This window comes from Dictyoglomus sp. LHC4 (assembly GCF_055181355.1).
Map to the genome: position 1 here is coordinate 1,099,399 of NZ_CM143707.1, position 16,556 is coordinate 1,115,954.

A 16,556-nucleotide genomic window follows, 5' to 3' on the forward strand; every position below is an offset into this window, starting at 1 on the left:
AATAAGAAAAAGAAAGTAAAAAGAACCAAAAATAGAACATATTTCCTAATTTTTTAGGAATTCCCTCCTCTTTTTTTATATTTAAAATATAACCTCTCTATAGTATAATGTTATTTTGTCTAATCTCAAAATAGGGAAAAGGAGATGAGGTATGAGGAAAAAGGATTATAATATTACTGTTTTTTGGGATGATGATAGACCTATTTTTCAAAATATTCCTGATCTTCTTAAAATTCAATATGACTCATTTAATTGGTTTTTAAAAGATGGTTTAAGAGAGGTTTTAAACGAGATTAGTCCTATTGAATCAACAAGACAAGGACTTTCTTTGGTATTTGTTACAACAGAAGATGGTATCAAAATCGATCCACCCCAAAAATCTCCTGATGAATGTTTAGAAAAGGGTCTTACTTATGAATCTTCCATATATGTTAGAGCAAGACTTTACTTTAAGGATGAGAACAAAAACATAAAAGATATTAAAGAACAAATGGTATTTTTGGGAAATATTCCCCAAATGACAGAAAGAGCTACTTTTATTGTAAATGGGACAGAAAAAGTCATAGTAAACCAAATAACAAGGTCTCCAGGTGTATTCTTCCAAGAAGAAGGACACAGTATTATAGCAACCCTTATTCCTACGAGAGGTGGATGGATAGAATTCGAACTTGATGGAAATGGAATGATTTTTATTCATCCCAATGGTATTAAAAAATTTCCAGTATCTCTTATCCTTAGGGCTTTGGGATATGATCTTGATTTCTTTTCACAATATTTAGGAAAAGATGAATTAAGTTATCTTGAAACCACTTTTTCAAGAGATAATGTAAGTGATAGAACTCAGGCAATATTTGAAGCATGTAGTAGATTGAGACCAGGGGATGTTCCAAGTAAAGAGGATGAAGCCTTAAGAGTAATTAAGCAACAATTTTTTGATGTAAGAAAATATAATTTAGGAAAAGTTGGAAGATACAAACTTAATCAGAGGTTAGGTCTAAATATCCCTTTAGATAATTATGCTTTAACTGAAGAAGACTTTGTAGAAATTATCAAAAGAATCACTATGGTTAAAACAGGAAAAGATGATGTGGATGATATTGATCACTTAGGAAATAGGAGAATAAGATCTGTAGGAGAACTTTTACAAGTTCAATTTAGGGCTGGACTTGCAAGGGTAGAGAAATTAATAAGAGAAAAAATGGCTTTAACTGATCCAGAACAAGCAAGTCCAATAAACTTAGTAAGTACAAGGCCATTGATGGCGGCAGTGAGAGAATTCTTCAATAGAAATCCATTATCTCAATTTATGGATCAAACAAATCCACTTTCAGAACTAGCCCATAAGAGAAGAATAAGTGCTTTAGGACCAGGAGGATTAACTCGTGAAAGAGCCACCTTTGAAGTGAGAGATATACATCCATCCCATTATGGTAGAGTATGCCCTATTGAAACACCAGAAGGTCCTAATGCAGGTTTGATAAACTATCTTTCTACGTTAGCGATAGTAGATGATTATGGTTTTATTAGAACACCATATTATAAGGTAAAAGATGGAAAAATAACTAACGAAATAGTATATCTTTCTGCTACTGACGAGGAGAAATATACCATTGCTTCTTTTGATGTTCATCTCAATGAGGATAAGGAAATAGTTGATGAATTAGTACACGCAAGAAGAAAGGGTAAATTTATTCTCTGTTCTCCTAAGGAATTAGATTTTATTGGAGTTTCTCCATATCAAACAGTGAGTATTTCTACCGCTTTAATACCTTTCCTTGAACACGATGATGCTAACCGTGCTCTTATGGGGGCTAACATGCAAAGGCAAGCTGTCCCCCTGATAAATACAGAGCCACCACTTGTTGGTACTGGTATAGAAGAGACAGTAGCAAGAAATACTGGAGTAATGGTGATCTCAGATGTAGATGGGGTGGTAAAAAGAGTAACTTCATCCGAAATAGTTATAGAGACAGATGATAAAAAGGAGAAAAAATATAATTTAATAAAGTATAGAAGAACCAATCAGGGAACTTGTTGGAATCAAAAGCCAATTGTTGAAGTTGGCCAAAGAATTAAAAGGGGAGATATTCTTGCAGATGGTCCATCTACATCCAAAGGTAGACTTGCTCTTGGAAGAAATGTTCTTGTGGCCTTTATGCCTTGGGGGGGTTATAACTATGAGGATGCTATTATTATTAGCGAAAGATTAGTAAAAGAAGATATCTTTACATCTATCCATATTGAGGAATACGAGATAAAGGCAAGAGACACAAAATTGGGCCCTGAGGAAATTACAAGGGATATCCCTAATATAAGTGAAGATGCTATAAAGTACTTAGATAAGGATGGAATAATAATGATAGGTGCAGAGGTTAGTCCTAATGATATATTAGTTGGAAAAGTTACTCCAAAGGGAGAGACCGAGCTAACTCCAGAAGAAAGGTTACTCAGAGCAATTTTTGGAGAAAAATCAAGGGAGATAAAAGATACTTCTTTAAGAATGCCTCATGGTGAATGGGGTAAAGTAATAGATGTTAAGGTTCTTACAAGAGAAAATGATGATGAATTACCTCCAGGAGTAAATAAGATAGTTAAAGTAAGAGTTGCTCAAATTAGAAAGATTTCTGTAGGGGACAAATTGGCTGGAAGACATGGTAATAAAGGTGTAATTGCTACTATATTACCAGAAGAGGATATGCCTTTCTTAGAGGATGGTACTCCTGTAGATATAATATTAAATCCTTTAGGAGTACCTTCTAGAATGAATGTAGGACAGATTCTTGAAACTCACTTAGGATGGGCTGCTAATGAACTCGGTATTTATGCTATAGTACCACCCTTTGATGAGGTATTAGGAGAAAATAGATCTGCAAATCTTGTTAAGGAGATGTTGAGAAAAGCAGGTCTTCCAGAGGATGGACGTGTAACCCTTTATGATGGAAGAACAGGAGAACCTTTTGATCAAAAAATTACCGTGGGCTATATGTACATAATGAAGCTCATACATCTTGCTGATGATAAGATTCATGCAAGATCTGTTGGGCCCTATTCTCTTGTAACTCAACAACCATTAGGTGGTAGAGCTCAATTTGGGGGTCAAAGATTTGGAGAAATGGAAGTTTGGGCATTAGAGGCTTATGGAGCTGCCCATACTTTAGAGGAAATGTTGACCTATAAATCTGATGATGTGACAGGAAGAACTGAAGCTTATTCTGCTATTGTATCTGGAAATCTTATAAAAGAACCAGGTATTCCTGAATCCTTTAAGGTTCTTGTAAGGGAATTACAAGGACTAGGCATAAAAGTCTCAGCCTATATTGGTAATAAATTAGTAAATCTTTATAAGCTTGAAAATGAATCTTAAGGAAGGGGAGGATTAAACCTTGAGAATTAAAGATTTTGATAAATTAGTTTTTGGATTAGCTTCTCCAGAAGATATATTGAGTTGGTCTTATGGAGAAGTTAGAAAGCCTGAAACAATAAATTATAGAACTTTTAAGCCTGAAAGGGATGGCCTTTTTTGTGAGAAGATATTTGGACCAGTCAGGGATTATGAGTGCCATTGTGGTAAATATAAAGGACAAAGATATGAAGGTATAACTTGTGATAGATGTGGAGTTACGGTTACAAAAAGTGATGTTAGAAGAGAGAGAATGGGGCATATAAAATTGGCGGTACCTGTAGTTCACATATGGTATTTTAAAAATGTACCTAACTATATAGGATTACTTTTAAATATAAGCAGTAAGCAATTGGAAGAGGTTATTTATTACCATTCATATATAGTTTTATCTCCAGGAGATACACCATTACAAAAGATGCAGATTCTTACAGAGGAAGAATATGAAAAAGCTCTGAGCGAATTTGGTAATAGCTTTAAAGTAGGAATGGGTGCTGAAGCTATCAGAAAACTTCTTAAAGAAATAGATCTTGAAGAACTTTCTTATGATTTAAGAAAACAGATAAATGAATTACAAGGACAAAAGAAAGTAAAACTTATTAAAAGATTAGAGATTGTGGAAAGTTTTAGATTATCTGGAAATAAACCTGAGTGGATGATATTAGAGGTATTACCAGTCATACCACCAGATTTAAGACCTATGGTTCAACTTGAGGGAGGAAAATTTGCTACTTCAGATTTAAATGATCTTTATAGAAGGGTGATAAATAGAAATAACAGACTTGCAAAACTTTTAGAAATAAATGCTCCCGAAATAATTGTAAGAAATGAAAAAAGAATGTTACAAGAAGCAGTAGATGCGCTTATAGATAATGGAAGAAGAGGAAAACCTGTTACTAATGCTAGTGGGAGATCTCTTAGATCCTTATCTGATATTTTAGAGGGTAAACAAGGTAGATTTAGGCAAAACTTATTGGGTAAGAGAGTTGATTTTTCAGGAAGAGCTGTTATTGTTGTAGGACCAGAATTAAAGTTACATCAATGCGGATTGCCTAAAAAAATGGCTTTGGAGCTTTTCAAACCATTTGTAATAAATAAATTAATAGAACATGGTTTTGCTACAAATGTTAAGAATGCAAGGAAAAAAATTGAAAGAGAAACTTCTGAAGTATGGGATGTGCTAGATGAAATAATCAAAGAAAAACTTGTTCTTTTAAACAGAGCACCTACTTTACATAGGGTAAGTATTCAGGCATTTGAGCCTAAATTAATAGATGGAAATGCTATTCAGCTCCATCCTTTGGTATGTCCACCATATAATGCAGATTTTGATGGAGATCAGATGGCTGTTCATGTTCCTCTTTCCTTAGAGGCTCAAGCTGAAGCTCGTATCCTTATGCTTTCTTCTAATAACCTTATTTCTCCAGCTCATGGAAAACCATTAACATTACCAACTCAAGATATAGTTATTGGACTTTATTATCTTACCTTAATGGTACCAGGAAGAGAAATTGAAAATATAAGATTCTCAAGTCCTGAAGAAGTATTACTTGCTTTAGATGAAAGAAAAGTTGATTTACATTCTAAAGTGTATGTTTATAGAAAAAGCATGGAAGAAGTGTATAGAGTTGAATTTCCTGTTGAAAAAGTTTATATTGAGACTACTCCAGGTAGATTAATTTTAAATGAGGTTTTACCTGATAAATTAAGATATCATAATGGAGTTTTAACAAGAAAAGAAATTAGGAAAATTGTTGAAAAGTGCTTTAGTGAGTATGGTTGGGGAAGGACTGCAGAATTTTTGGATGAACTCAAAAAATTAGGCTTTATGTATGCTACAAAAGCTGGAGTTAGCTTCTCAATTGTGGATATAGAAATACCAAAAGAAGCAAAGGAAAAGATTATAAAAAAAGCTGAAGAGGAGGCTTTAAACTTACAAAAAGCAATAGAAAGTGGTCTTTATTCTGAAGAAGAAAGATATCATAGGGCTATTGAAATATGGACTAAAGCAACCGAAGAAGTAAAAGATATAATGCTTGCTAATTTTGATATGCTTAATTCAGTATTTATGATGGCCTTTTCAGGTGCAAGAGGTAATGTGGATCAAGTAAGACAACTTGCAGCAATGCGCGGATTAATGTCTGATCCTTCAGGTAGAATTATGGATATACCAATCAAGTCAAATTTCTATGAAGGACTTACTATATCAGAGCATTTTATATCATCTTATGGTGCTCGTAAGGGAGTAGTAGATACAGCTTTAAGAACGTCAGATTCTGGATATTTAACAAGAAGATTAGTGGATGTTGCTCAAAGTCTTGTAATAAAAGAAGAAGATTGTGGAACAAATGATGGAATATATGTGGAACCATTAGAAGATGAAGGAAAGATTGTATTAACACTCAAGGATAGAATTATAGGAAGATTTACAGCGGAGGATGTCTATACAGATACAGGTGAACTAATTGTAAGAAGAAATGAATATATAGATGTAGAAAAGGCTAAAAAAATAGAGGCTGCAGGTATAGAAAGAATTAAAATAAGATCTCCTATGACATGTAAAAGTGAAAAAGGTATTTGTCAAAAATGCTACGGTGAAGATTTAGCTATGCATAGAATAGTTAATATAGGTGAGGCTGTAGGTGTTATTGCTGCTCAGTCTATTGGAGAACCTGGTACACAGCTTACTATGAGAACTTTCCATACTGGTGGAGTAGCATTAACCTCTATAAGCCATCAAAATATTCAAGTTAGAGTAACTGGAAATGTAAAATTTGAAAATATTAAATTTAGAGAGAGATTTGAAGTTCTTGGAAAGAAAGAAAAAGTAGTTGTAAGTCCTAAGGCAAAAGTAATAATTGAAGGTGTAAATGAAAAAGAAGAAATTTTATTACCGCCTGGTGCTGTTTTGTCTGTATACGAAGGGGAAGTTGTAACCAAGGGGATGAGTTTAGGATATATAGAACCTAACTTAAGATATATCATGTCACCATATAATGGTAAGGTACTAAGTGTAAGGAAAGAAGATGGGGAAAATAGAAGATTTACATTTGTAGGGATTAAATATGATCGGGATAGAGGAAAAATTGATTATATATATAACGAAGAGTCTCATTATTGGGTCTATACTTTAATAATTAAAGGCGATGATGGAAAAGAATATAATGTATCTTTGCCAGAAGGTACTGGTTTTCTATTTAGGATAGGTGACAGAATTGAGGCTGGAGAAATTATAGCTGAATATAGTAGAGAAACTGTTAAAATACAAGCATGTAAAGATGGTGAAGTGGTAGAGATTAATGAGGGTAATGGAGAGATTATAGATAATATTGTTGCAACAGGAGAGGCTTATATTATTATAAAAACATCAGATGGTGAAGAAATTTACAGAATTCCTCGAGGTTTGAAAATACATGTAAAAGTTGGTTCAAAAGTTGAATTTGGCACAATCCTTGCTTACTTCCCATCCTATCAGCAGAGAACTGCAAAAACTGAAGATATTGTTCAAGGTCTTCCTCGTGTTGAAGAACTTTTTGAGGCACGAAAACCAAAAGGAAGGTCAATTATTGCTGGTAAGAGTGGTCTTGTAAAGATTGTAAGGACAAAATCAGGAGAAAAAATTGTTATAGAAGGAGAAGATGGAAAGGATGAACACATTTTACCACCTAATGCTCAATTATTAGTAAAAGAGGGTGATTATGTAACAGTTGGACAAGAGTTAACTAAGGGTTATAGAAACCCAGCTGATATTTTAGCTAATGAAGGACTTGCTGCCTTACAAAGATATATTGTGGATGAGGTACAAAAGGTATACACAAAACAAGGAGCAGAGATAAATGATAAACATATAGAAGTAATTGTGAGACAAATGACTAATAGGGTGAGAATAGAAGATCCGGGTGATAGTAACTTTTTGGTTGGTCAGTTAGTTAATAGAGTTACTTTTGAAAAAATCAGGCAGAAACTTGAAGAAGAAGGAAAAGTACCACCTATCGCAAAAGATGTTGTATTAGGTATAACAAAAGCAGCTCTTACAACTGATAGCGTTATTTCTGCAGCATCATTCCAAGAAACAACAAGAGTTCTTGCAGAAGCAGCCGTAAAAGGCAAAGAGGATCCTTTGGAAGGATTAAAAGAAAATGTTATTATAGGTAGATTAATTCCAGCAGGTACAGGACTATTTAAGAGAATTATTCCTGCAAAATCTCAAGCTCAAAAAGCTGAAGTCTTAGAAAATGGAGGTGAACCAGAAGAAATCTCTTGACAAAATTAAGTATATAATGATAAACTTTTTCGCTTGCTTTTAGGGGCATACTTTTATAGTTTTTAATAAAAATTTCAAAAAGATATAGAGTAGGAGGTGTAATTTTGCCTACCATAAATCAATTAGTAAAAAAAGGAAGAAAACCGAAAGAGAGAAAAAGTAAGTCTCCAGCCCTCATGGGTAATCCCCAGAAGAGGGGAGTATGTATTCGTGTTACTACAATGACTCCCAAAAAGCCTAACTCTGCTTTAAGAAAGGTAGCAAGAGTAAGGCTTACTAATGGAGTTGAAGTATGGGCATATATTCCTGGTATTGGCCATAATCTTCAAGAACACTCTGTAGTTCTTGTAAGAGGAGGACGTGTTAAGGACTTACCAGGTGTACGATATCACATTATACGTGGTGCCTTAGATGCTGCTGGTGTTGAAGGCAGAAAACAAGGAAGATCAAAATATGGAACTAAGCGTCCAAAAGAGGGAGGTAAGAAATAATGCCTCGTAGAGGACCTGTTACTCCAAGAGAGATTCCGCCTGATCCTGTTTATAATAGTGTACTTGTACAAAAGTTGATAAATAAGGTTATGTTGAATGGTAAAAAAAGTACTGCTGAAAAAATTGTATATGGAGCAATGGAAATAATTAGAGATAAAACAAAGCAAGATCCTTTAACTGTTTTAGAAAAAGCAGTACAAAATTTAACTCCACTTCTTGAAGTAAGACCAAGGAGAGTAGGAGGAGCTACTTATCAAGTACCTATAGAAGTTCCTCCACGAAGAGGACTTTCTCTTGCTTTAAGATGGCTTGTAAGAGCTGCAAGAGAAAGAAAGGGTATGCCTATGAGAGAGAGGCTCGCAGCTGAGATTTTAGATGCTCTCAATAATACAGGAGGCGCTATTAAGAAGAGAGAAGAAATGCATAGAATGGCAGAAGCTAATAAAGCTTTTGCTCATTATAGATGGTAGTTAAAAAGGAGGAAGATAAAAGTGCCTAGATGTCCACTGGATAAATTAAGAAATATAGGAATAGCAGCTCATATAGATGCAGGTAAGACTACACTTACTGAGAGGATACTGTTTTATACAGGAAGAACTCATAAATTAGGCGAAGTACATGAAGGAACTGCTACTATGGATTGGATGGAGCAAGAAAGGGAAAGAGGAATAACCATAACAGCTGCTACTACAACTTGTCGCTGGAAGGATCATGTTATCAATATAATTGATACACCAGGACATGTAGACTTTACTGTTGAAGTTGAAAGATCGATGAGGGTTTTGGATGGCCTTATTGCTGTTTTCTGTGGAGTTGCTGGTGTACAACCTCAATCTGAAACTGTATGGAGACAGGCTACTAAATATAATGTGCCAAGAATCATATTTGTAAATAAGATGGATAGGGTGGGTGCTAACTTTTTCAGGGTTGTAGAGATGATTGAAGATAGATTAGGAGTCAATGTGGCACCTGTTCAAATACCTATTGGTAGCGAGGACAATTTTAAGGGTGTTATAGATCTTTTAGAGAGAAAAGCAATTGTTTATTATGATGATCTTGGTATTAAGTGGGAAATTACAGAAATACCTGAAGAGTTAAAGGAACAAGCAGAAGAATATAGACATAAACTTGTTGAAAAAATTGTAGAGCTCGATGACGAGCTCTTAGAAAAATATTTAGAGGGAGAGGATATTCTTGTATCAGAACTAAAAAAGGTGTTAAGAAGAGCAACTATTGAAGGAATATTATATCCAGCGTTATGTGGATCTGCTTTTAAAAATAAGGGAGTTCAGCCCTTGCTTGATGCTGTTATTGACTACTTACCTTCTCCATTGGATTTGCCACCTGTTAAAGGTATAAATCCTATAACTGGAGAGGAAGAAATAAGAATAGTGAGCGAAGATGAATCTTTTGTTGCTCTTGCTTTTAAGGTTATGACTGATCCTTATGTAGGGAAGTTAACTTATTTTAGGGTATACTCGGGTAAATTAGAGAAAGGAAGCTACGTTTATAATTCTACGAAAGGTAAAAAAGAAAGAATTGGAAGGCTCCTTCAAATGCATGCAAATCATAGAGAAGATATTGATGCAGTATATGTGGGAGATATAGCTGCTGCTGTAGGCTTAAAATATACAACCACTGGAGATACTTTATGTGATGAGAATAGACCTATAATTCTGGAAGGAATGTCATTTCCAGAACCTGTTATTTCTGTTGCAATTGAACCTAAGAGTACTGAGGAACAAGACAAACTTAGTCTTGCTTTACAAAGACTTGCAGAAGAGGATCCTACTTTTAGGGTAACTTATGATGAAGAAACAGGTCAAACTCTTATTCATGGTATGGGAGAGTTACATTTGGAGATTATTGTTGATCGTTTGAAGAGAGAATTTAAGGTTGATGCTAATGTGGGTAAACCTCAGGTCTCCTATAGAGAAACTATAAGAAAACCAGTAAAGATAGAAGGAAAATACATTAGGCAGACTGGTGGTAGAGGTCAATATGGACATGTATGGCTTGAGTTGGAGCCATTGCTAAGAGGAAGCGGACTTGAATTTATTAACAAGATAGTGGGTGGTGTTATACCACAGCAATTCATTCCTGCTGTTGAAGCTGGTGTGAGAGAGGCTGCAGATAGAGGTGTATTAGCAGGGTATCCTGTTACTGATATAAGAGTTTCTCTTTTTGATGGATCTTATCATGAAGTAGATTCTTCAGATATGGCATTTAAAATAGCAGCCTCACAAGCCTTTAAAGATGGTGTTTTAAAGGGTGATCCAGTTCTTCTTGAACCAATAATGAAGTTAGAAATAATTGTTCCTGAAGAATATATGGGTGATGTTATAGGAGATCTTAATAGCAGAAGAGGAAGAATAGAAAAAATTGAATTTATAAATAATTCAAGAGTTATAAAAGCCCTTGTTCCTCTTGCTGAGATCTTTGGCTACGCTACAACTCTCCGTTCATTAACTCAGGGAAGAGGAATATTCTCAATGGAGTTCTCTCATTATGAAGAAATGCCATTAAATATTCAGGAAAAAATCTTATCTTCAAATTTTAAAAAATAATGAATAGGAGGAGATAAAGGATGGCGAAGGAGAAATTTGTAAGGACGAAGCCACATGTAAACATAGGTACGATAGGTCATGTAGACCATGGTAAGACGACATTAACGTCAGCCATAACGATGGTATTAGCGGCGGAAGGATTAGCGAAGCCATTGAAGTATGAAGACATAGATAAAGCGCCAGAGGAGAGGGCGAGAGGAGTGACGATAAACTTATATCATGCGGAATATGAGACACCAAACAGGCATTATGCACACATAGATGCGCCAGGGCATGCTGACTATATAAAGAACATGATAACAGGGGCTGCACAGATGGATGGAGCGATCTTAGTAGTATCAGCGGCGGATGGGCCAATGCCGCAGACGAGGGAGCACATACTATTAGCGAGGCAAGTAAACGTGCCATACATAGTAGTATTTTTAAACAAGATAGACATGGTAGATGATCCAGAGATCGTGGACTTAGTGGAGATGGAAGTAAGGGACTTATTAACGAAGTATGGATATCCAGGGGATGAAGTACCAGTAATAAGGGGGTCAGCATTAAAAGCTGTAGAGGTAATGAGTCAGAATCCGAACACGAAGAGAGGGGAGGACAAGTGGGTAGATGCGATATGGGAATTAATGGATGCGGTAGACAGTTACATACCATTACCGGAGAGAGATGTAGACAAGCCGTTTTTAATGCCAATAGAGGACATATTTAGCATAACAGGTAGAGGGACAGTAGTGACAGGGAGAGTAGAGAGAGGAAGAGTGAAGGTAGGGGATGAAGTAGAGATAGTAGGGTTAACGGATGAGATAAAGAAGAGTGTAGTAACAGGGGTAGAGATGTTCAGGAAGCAATTAGATGAAGCGATAGCTGGAGACAACATAGGGATATTATTAAGAGGGATAGACAAAGATGAAGTAGAGAGGGGGCAAGTAGTAGCGGCGCCAGGGAGCATAAAGCCACATACGCATTTCAAGGCGCAAGTATACGTATTAAGGAAGGAAGAAGGGGGAAGGCACACGCCATTTTTCAGTGGATATAAGCCACAATTTTATTTCAGGACTACTGATGTAACTGGGGAGATAAAATTACCAGAGGGAGTACAGATGGTGATGCCGGGGGACAATATAGAGATGGAGATAAAGTTAATAAAGCCTGTAGCATTAGAGGAAGGTTTAAGATTTGCAATTAGAGAAGGTGGAAAGACTGTTGGTGCAGGCGTCGTAACTAAAATTATTGAATAATGGGGGCGATCAGTAGACATGAGTAGTTATTCAGATAGACAAAAAATAAGAATTAAATTAAAAGCATTTGATCATAGAGTTCTTGATCAATCAACTAAAAAGATTATAGAAACAGTAAGAGGAACTGGGGCTAAGATTTCTGGCCCTATTCCTCTTCCTACAAAGGTTACAAGATATTGGGTATTACGTTCTCCACACGTGAATAAAAACTCTGGAGAACATTTTGAAATAAGGATTCATAAAAGACTAATTGATATAGAAAATCCAACAGCAAAAACAGTGGAAGCTCTTATGAGTTTAGAGCTTCCAGCTGGTGTTGAAGTTGAAATTAAAACATAGAGAGGGGTAAAGACTATGGCTGCTCCTACAACAAAAGCTATATTAGGTAGAAAAGTTGGAATGACCCAGATTTTTGGTGAAAATGGCGAGATTATACCAGTAACAGTAATAAAAAGTGGACCTTGCCTTGTATTAAATGTAAGAACTAAAGAAAAAAATGGATATAATGCTATTCAATTAGGGTTTGAGGGGTGTAAAGAGAGTAAGCTAAATAAGCCATTGTTAGGTATATTTAAAAAATTGGGATTTCCACCCTTTAAAGTTATAAAGGAAGTAAGAGTAGTTAATACTTCAGATTTTGTTCGTGGTCAAGAGATAAAAGTAGATATATTTCAAGAAGGAGAATTGGTTGATGTAACTGGTAAGAGTAAAGGGCATGGATATACTGGACATATTAAATTGTGGAATTTTGCACGTGGTAGAATGTCTCATGGTTCTAAATTTCATAGAAGAAGAGCGTCAATTGGTGCTGGTGGAGTTCAGCATGTAATGAAAGGTCAGAAAATGGCAGGAAGATGGGGCAATGAAACTATCACTGTTCAAAATCTAAAGATTGTAAAGGTAGATAAAGAAAAAGATTTAATTTTGGTTAAAGGTGCTGTTCCTGGTCCTGTAGGTAACTTATTAATTATCAGAAAAGCTGTTAAGGATATAAAGTAATAGGAAGGGGATAGAAAAATGATTCAAGTACCTTTATATAACCAAAAGGCAGAAAAGATTGGAGAGATTGAGTTAAAAGATGAGTTATTTGGAATAGAGAAAAGACCTGACCTTTTCTACACATGTGTGGTCATGCATTTAGCTAATGGTAGACAGGGTACTCATTCTACCAAGAGGAGAGGAGAGGTAAATAGAAGTAGTAGAAAGGTTTGGCCACAAAAAGGTACAGGTCATGCGAGACAGGGTGATAGAAAAGCTACTCATTGGGTAGGTGGAGGTAGACCTTTTGGTCCAAAACCTCGCGATTATTCTTATAAGATTCCTAAAAAGATGAGAAGACTTGCAATAAGATCTGCATTATCTACTAAGCTTATGGAAAATAATCTTTATATTTTGGATAAAATTGAATTATCACAACCTAAAACAAAAGAGTTGGTAAATATATTAAATAATTTTGGATTAAAAGAAGCAAAAGTACTTATAGGTATACCTCAAAAAGATGAAACATTAAAAAGAGCTGCTATGAATTTAGAGAATGTAAAAACGATGGTAGCATCTTGTCTTAATGTGTATGATTTATTAAAATATGATTATTTGTTATTGACTGTTGATGCTATACCTGTAATAGAGGAGGCATTTTTGAAATGAGAGATCCATACACTGTTATTATAAAGCCTGTTCTTACTGAAAAAAGTTTAAATTTGACTAAAGAAGGTAAGTATGTTTTTGAAGTGGCTAAGGATACAAATAAAATAGAAGTTGGAAAAGCAGTTGAAGAAATTTTTAAGGTAAGGGTTAAAAAAGTAGCTATAATAAATGAAAAACCAAAAAGACGTAGATTAGGTCTTTCTCAAGGATTTACTCCAACAAGAAAGAAAGCCATAGTAACTTTAGAACCAGGTTATAAAATAGAGCTTATTAGTGGAGTATAGGAGGTAGAAAAGGATGGGACTTAAAAAATTTAAACCTACTACGCCTGGATTAAGACATTTAATATTGCCTGATTTTTCAGAGATTACTAAAGAAGAACCTGAAAAATCTCTGCTAAAACCACTTAAGAAAAGTGGTGGAAGGAATAATTTTGGCCATGTTACTACAAGATTTAGGGGTGGTGGTCATAAGAGACTTTATAGAATAATTGATTTCAGGAGAGATAAAGATGGAATACCTGCTAAAGTAACAAGTATAGAGTATGATCCAAATAGAACTGCCAGGATAGCGTTATTACATTATGCTGATGGAGAGAAAAGATATATTATAGCTCCAGAAGGTTTAAAAGTTGGAGATATTATTATGTCTGGCGAAAATGTTGATATTAAAGTAGGGAATAATCTTCCTTTAAAGAATATTCCTGATGGAACATTGATTCATAATTTAGAGTTATATCCTGGAAAAGGGGGTCAGCTTGTAAGGGCTGCTGGAACAGCTGCTCAAATCTTAGGTAAAGAAGGAAAATGGGCATACGTAAGGCTCCCATCGGGCGAAATAAGGTTGTTTGATTTAAATTGTAAAGCAACTATTGGTCAAGTAAGTAATGTGGATAATCAGAACATATCCTTAGGAAAAGCAGGGAGAAGCAGATGGCTTGGTAGAAGACCTCATGTAAGAGGTTCTGCTATGAATGCTGTAGATCATCCTCACGGAGGCGGTGAGGGTAAGGCACCTATAGGTCATCCAGGACCTCTTACTCCTTGGGGTAAACCAACTCTTGGGTACAAGACAAGGAAAAAGAGAAAGCCTTCTGATCGTTTCATAATTCAAAGAGCAAACGACAAAAAAGAAATGAAGTAAAGGGGAGGAGCTCATGGGTCGTTCATTAAAAAAGGGTCCATATGTAGATCCAAAACTTCTTAAAAAGATAAGAGAGTTAAATGAGAAAGGCGAAAAAAGAATTATTAAAACTTGGTCAAGGAGATCTGTTATTGTTCCAGAAATGGTAGGACATACTATTGCTGTATATAATGGAAGAAAGCATATTCCAGTGTATATTACAGAGAATATGATAGGGCACAGATTAGGAGAATTTGCCCCTACAAGAACATTTACAGGTCACAGAATACCTACTGCTCGTATTACAGCGATTAAGTAGGGAGGTTGAATTTAGATGATTGAAGTAAAGGCTGAAAGCAAATATATTAGAATATCTCCTTACAAGGCAAGAAGGGTTATTGATCTTGTAAGGGGTAAAATGGTTAGTGAGGCTGAGGCTATTTTAGAAAACCTTCCTCATAAAGCTGCACATTTTATACTAAAATGCTTGAGATCTGCTAAAGCAAATGCTGAGCACAATTATGGGCTTAGGGCTGAAAGATTATATGTATCAAAGGCTTTTGTAAATGAGGGTCCACGTTGGAAGAGGTTAAATCCACGTGCAAGAGGAAGGGCAGATATTATACAAATTAGAAATAGTCATATAGTAATCTATTTAAAAGAGAAGGAGGAAGAATAATATGGGGCAGAAGACACACCCTTATGGTTTTAGATTAGGTATAACAAAAGATTGGAAAAGTCATTGGTATGCTGAAAAATCTGATTATTCCTCCTTAATACATGAAGATTGGGCTGTAAGAAATTATATTAAAAAGAACTATTATCAAGCAGGAATATCACGTGTTGATATTGAGAGAAAAGCTATAAATAGAGTTGATATAACAATTCATACTGCAAGGCCTGGTGTACTCATCGGAAGAGGTGGAAGTGAAATTGAAAATATAAGGAAAAATCTTGTTAAATTAACTAATAAAAATGTTTTTGTTAATGTAGTAGAAGTAAAAAATCCAGAACTTGATGCCCAACTTGTAGCTGAGAATATAGCAATGCAAATAGAAAAAAGAATAAGTTATAAGAGAGCAATGAAACAAGCAATAAATAGAGCTTTAAGGGCTGGAGCAAAGGGTATAAAAGTAATGTGTAGTGGAAGACTTAATGGTGCAGAAATTGCAAGATCAGAGTGGTTTAGAGAGGGCCGTATTCCTTTGCAGACTTTAACTGCTGATATTGATTATGGCTTTGCGGAGGCTTTTACTATCTCAGGTGTAATAGGAGTAAAAGTTTGGATATATAAAGGAGATATTCCTGAACTTCATAAAGGACCTATTCAAGAGTTACCGGAAAAGGCTACACCTCAAAAGGTTATAGATGAAGATATGTATGAGAAAGATGAGGTGAATTACGATGTTGATGCCTAAAAGAGTTAAACATAGAAAACAACATCGTGGAAGATTAAAGGGAGTAGCTACGCGTGGCAATAGGGTAGTATTTGGTGATTATGGTATACAAGCTTTAGCTCCAGCATGGATAACGAGTGAACAAATAGAAGCTGTGAGAAGAACTCTTACAAGACATGCTGGGAAAAATGGAAGAATATGGATTAGGATTTTTCCAGACAAGTCTGTAACAGCAAGGCCTGCAGAAAGTAGAATGGGTGGAGGCAAAGGTGATGTTAAAGGATGGGTAGCAGTAGTAAAGCCAGGTACAATACTTTTTGAAATTGGAGGAATCCCTAAGGAAGAAGCCATGGAAGCAGTAAGAATAGCGGGTAGTAAATTACCTATTAAGACAAGATTTGTAACAAGAGAATTGGGTGGTGATTAATAT

15 protein-coding genes are annotated in these 16,556 nt (G+C 35.3%); all 15 read left to right on the plus strand.

Going from position 1 to position 16,556, the window contains the following annotated elements; all coding sequences use genetic code 11:
• The first annotated feature begins 151 nt into the window (after positions 1-151).
• Positions 152-3,364 (plus strand): DNA-directed RNA polymerase subunit beta, encoded by a 3,213-nt coding sequence (rpoB, locus tag ACY3JO_RS05355; RefSeq protein WP_463084018.1) that lies wholly within the window; start codon positions 152-154, stop codon positions 3,362-3,364.
• 19 nt (positions 3,365-3,383) lie between these two features.
• Complete coding sequence (rpoC, locus tag ACY3JO_RS05360) at positions 3,384-7,664, plus strand: DNA-directed RNA polymerase subunit beta' (protein WP_463084019.1); 4,281 nt, start codon at positions 3,384-3,386, stop codon at positions 7,662-7,664.
• A 104-nt stretch (positions 7,665-7,768) separates the two neighbouring features.
• Positions 7,769-8,155 carry a 30S ribosomal protein S12 gene (rpsL, locus tag ACY3JO_RS05365; protein ID WP_148805443.1) on the plus strand — a complete coding sequence of 129 codons (387 nt, stop codon included), beginning with the start codon at positions 7,769-7,771 and terminating at the stop codon, positions 8,153-8,155.
• A complete protein-coding gene (gene rpsG / locus ACY3JO_RS05370) occupies positions 8,155-8,625 on the plus strand; it encodes a 30S ribosomal protein S7 (protein WP_463084020.1) in 471 nt (156 codons plus the stop codon). The genes rpsL and rpsG overlap by 1 nt, the downstream gene beginning before the upstream one ends.
• A gap of 21 nt (positions 8,626-8,646) precedes the next feature.
• Positions 8,647-10,722: an elongation factor G gene (gene fusA, locus ACY3JO_RS05375; RefSeq protein WP_463084021.1), complete on the plus strand. Its 2,076-nt coding sequence runs from the start codon at positions 8,647-8,649 to the stop codon at positions 10,720-10,722.
• Between the two features lie 20 nt (positions 10,723-10,742).
• Positions 10,743-11,960: an elongation factor Tu gene (gene tuf, locus ACY3JO_RS05380; RefSeq protein WP_463084022.1), complete on the plus strand. Its 1,218-nt coding sequence runs from the start codon at positions 10,743-10,745 to the stop codon at positions 11,958-11,960.
• Between the two features lie 18 nt (positions 11,961-11,978).
• Entirely contained in the window at positions 11,979-12,299 is a 321-nt protein-coding gene (rpsJ, locus tag ACY3JO_RS05385; protein WP_463084023.1) for a 30S ribosomal protein S10, read from the plus strand.
• 15 nt (positions 12,300-12,314) lie between these two features.
• Positions 12,315-12,959, plus strand: a complete 645-nt coding sequence (rplC, locus tag ACY3JO_RS05390; RefSeq protein WP_463084024.1) for a 50S ribosomal protein L3 — start codon at positions 12,315-12,317, stop codon at positions 12,957-12,959.
• Positions 12,960-12,977: 18 nt separating this feature from the next.
• The gene (rplD, locus tag ACY3JO_RS05395; protein ID WP_463084025.1) at positions 12,978-13,607 is read left to right on the plus strand and encodes a 50S ribosomal protein L4; all 630 of its coding nucleotides are present in this window, start codon (positions 12,978-12,980) and stop codon (positions 13,605-13,607) included.
• On the plus strand, positions 13,604-13,891 hold the full coding sequence (rplW, locus tag ACY3JO_RS05400) for a 50S ribosomal protein L23 (protein WP_463084026.1): 288 nt from the start codon (positions 13,604-13,606) through the stop codon (positions 13,889-13,891). The genes rplD and rplW overlap by 4 nt, the downstream gene beginning before the upstream one ends.
• Before the next feature lie 13 nt (positions 13,892-13,904).
• Positions 13,905-14,750 carry a 50S ribosomal protein L2 gene (rplB, locus tag ACY3JO_RS05405; protein ID WP_463084027.1) on the plus strand — a complete coding sequence of 282 codons (846 nt, stop codon included), beginning with the start codon at positions 13,905-13,907 and terminating at the stop codon, positions 14,748-14,750.
• A gap of 13 nt (positions 14,751-14,763) precedes the next feature.
• Positions 14,764-15,048 carry a 30S ribosomal protein S19 gene (rpsS, locus tag ACY3JO_RS05410; protein WP_012547998.1) on the plus strand — a complete coding sequence of 95 codons (285 nt, stop codon included), beginning with the start codon at positions 14,764-14,766 and terminating at the stop codon, positions 15,046-15,048.
• Between the two features lie 15 nt (positions 15,049-15,063).
• Positions 15,064-15,408 carry a 50S ribosomal protein L22 gene (gene rplV, locus ACY3JO_RS05415; protein ID WP_148805470.1) on the plus strand — a complete coding sequence of 115 codons (345 nt, stop codon included), beginning with the start codon at positions 15,064-15,066 and terminating at the stop codon, positions 15,406-15,408.
• Position 15,409: 1 nt separating this feature from the next.
• Complete coding sequence (rpsC, locus tag ACY3JO_RS05420; RefSeq protein ID WP_463084028.1) at positions 15,410-16,147, plus strand: 30S ribosomal protein S3; 738 nt, start codon at positions 15,410-15,412, stop codon at positions 16,145-16,147.
• The gene (gene rplP / locus ACY3JO_RS05425) at positions 16,134-16,553 is read left to right on the plus strand and encodes a 50S ribosomal protein L16 (protein WP_463082235.1); all 420 of its coding nucleotides are present in this window, start codon (positions 16,134-16,136) and stop codon (positions 16,551-16,553) included. Before rpsC ends, rplP begins: the two co-directional genes overlap by 14 nt.
• Positions 16,554-16,556 lie beyond the last annotated feature (3 nt).

What these genes read in the sequence shown, in the direction of transcription:
- rpoB (WP_463084018.1), top strand. Translation starts at nt 152, where the DNA reads ATGAGGAAAAAGGATTATAATATTACTGTTTTTTGGGATGATGATAGA.
- rpsG (WP_463084020.1), top strand. Translation starts at nt 8,155, where the DNA reads ATGCCTCGTAGAGGACCTGTTACTCCAAGAGAGATTCCGCCTGATCCT.
- tuf (WP_463084022.1), top strand. Translation starts at nt 10,743, where the DNA reads ATGGCGAAGGAGAAATTTGTAAGGACGAAGCCACATGTAAACATAGGT.
- rpsJ (WP_463084023.1), top strand. Translation starts at nt 11,979, where the DNA reads ATGAGTAGTTATTCAGATAGACAAAAAATAAGAATTAAATTAAAAGCA.
- rplC (WP_463084024.1), top strand. Translation starts at nt 12,315, where the DNA reads ATGGCTGCTCCTACAACAAAAGCTATATTAGGTAGAAAAGTTGGAATG.
- rplD (WP_463084025.1), top strand. Translation starts at nt 12,978, where the DNA reads ATGATTCAAGTACCTTTATATAACCAAAAGGCAGAAAAGATTGGAGAG.
- rplW (WP_463084026.1), top strand. Translation starts at nt 13,604, where the DNA reads ATGAGAGATCCATACACTGTTATTATAAAGCCTGTTCTTACTGAAAAA.
- rplB (WP_463084027.1), top strand. Translation starts at nt 13,905, where the DNA reads ATGGGACTTAAAAAATTTAAACCTACTACGCCTGGATTAAGACATTTA.
- rpsS (WP_012547998.1), top strand. Translation starts at nt 14,764, where the DNA reads ATGGGTCGTTCATTAAAAAAGGGTCCATATGTAGATCCAAAACTTCTT.
- rplV (WP_148805470.1), top strand. Translation starts at nt 15,064, where the DNA reads ATGATTGAAGTAAAGGCTGAAAGCAAATATATTAGAATATCTCCTTAC.
- rpsC (WP_463084028.1), top strand. Translation starts at nt 15,410, where the DNA reads ATGGGGCAGAAGACACACCCTTATGGTTTTAGATTAGGTATAACAAAA.
- rplP (WP_463082235.1), top strand. Translation starts at nt 16,134, where the DNA reads ATGTTGATGCCTAAAAGAGTTAAACATAGAAAACAACATCGTGGAAGA.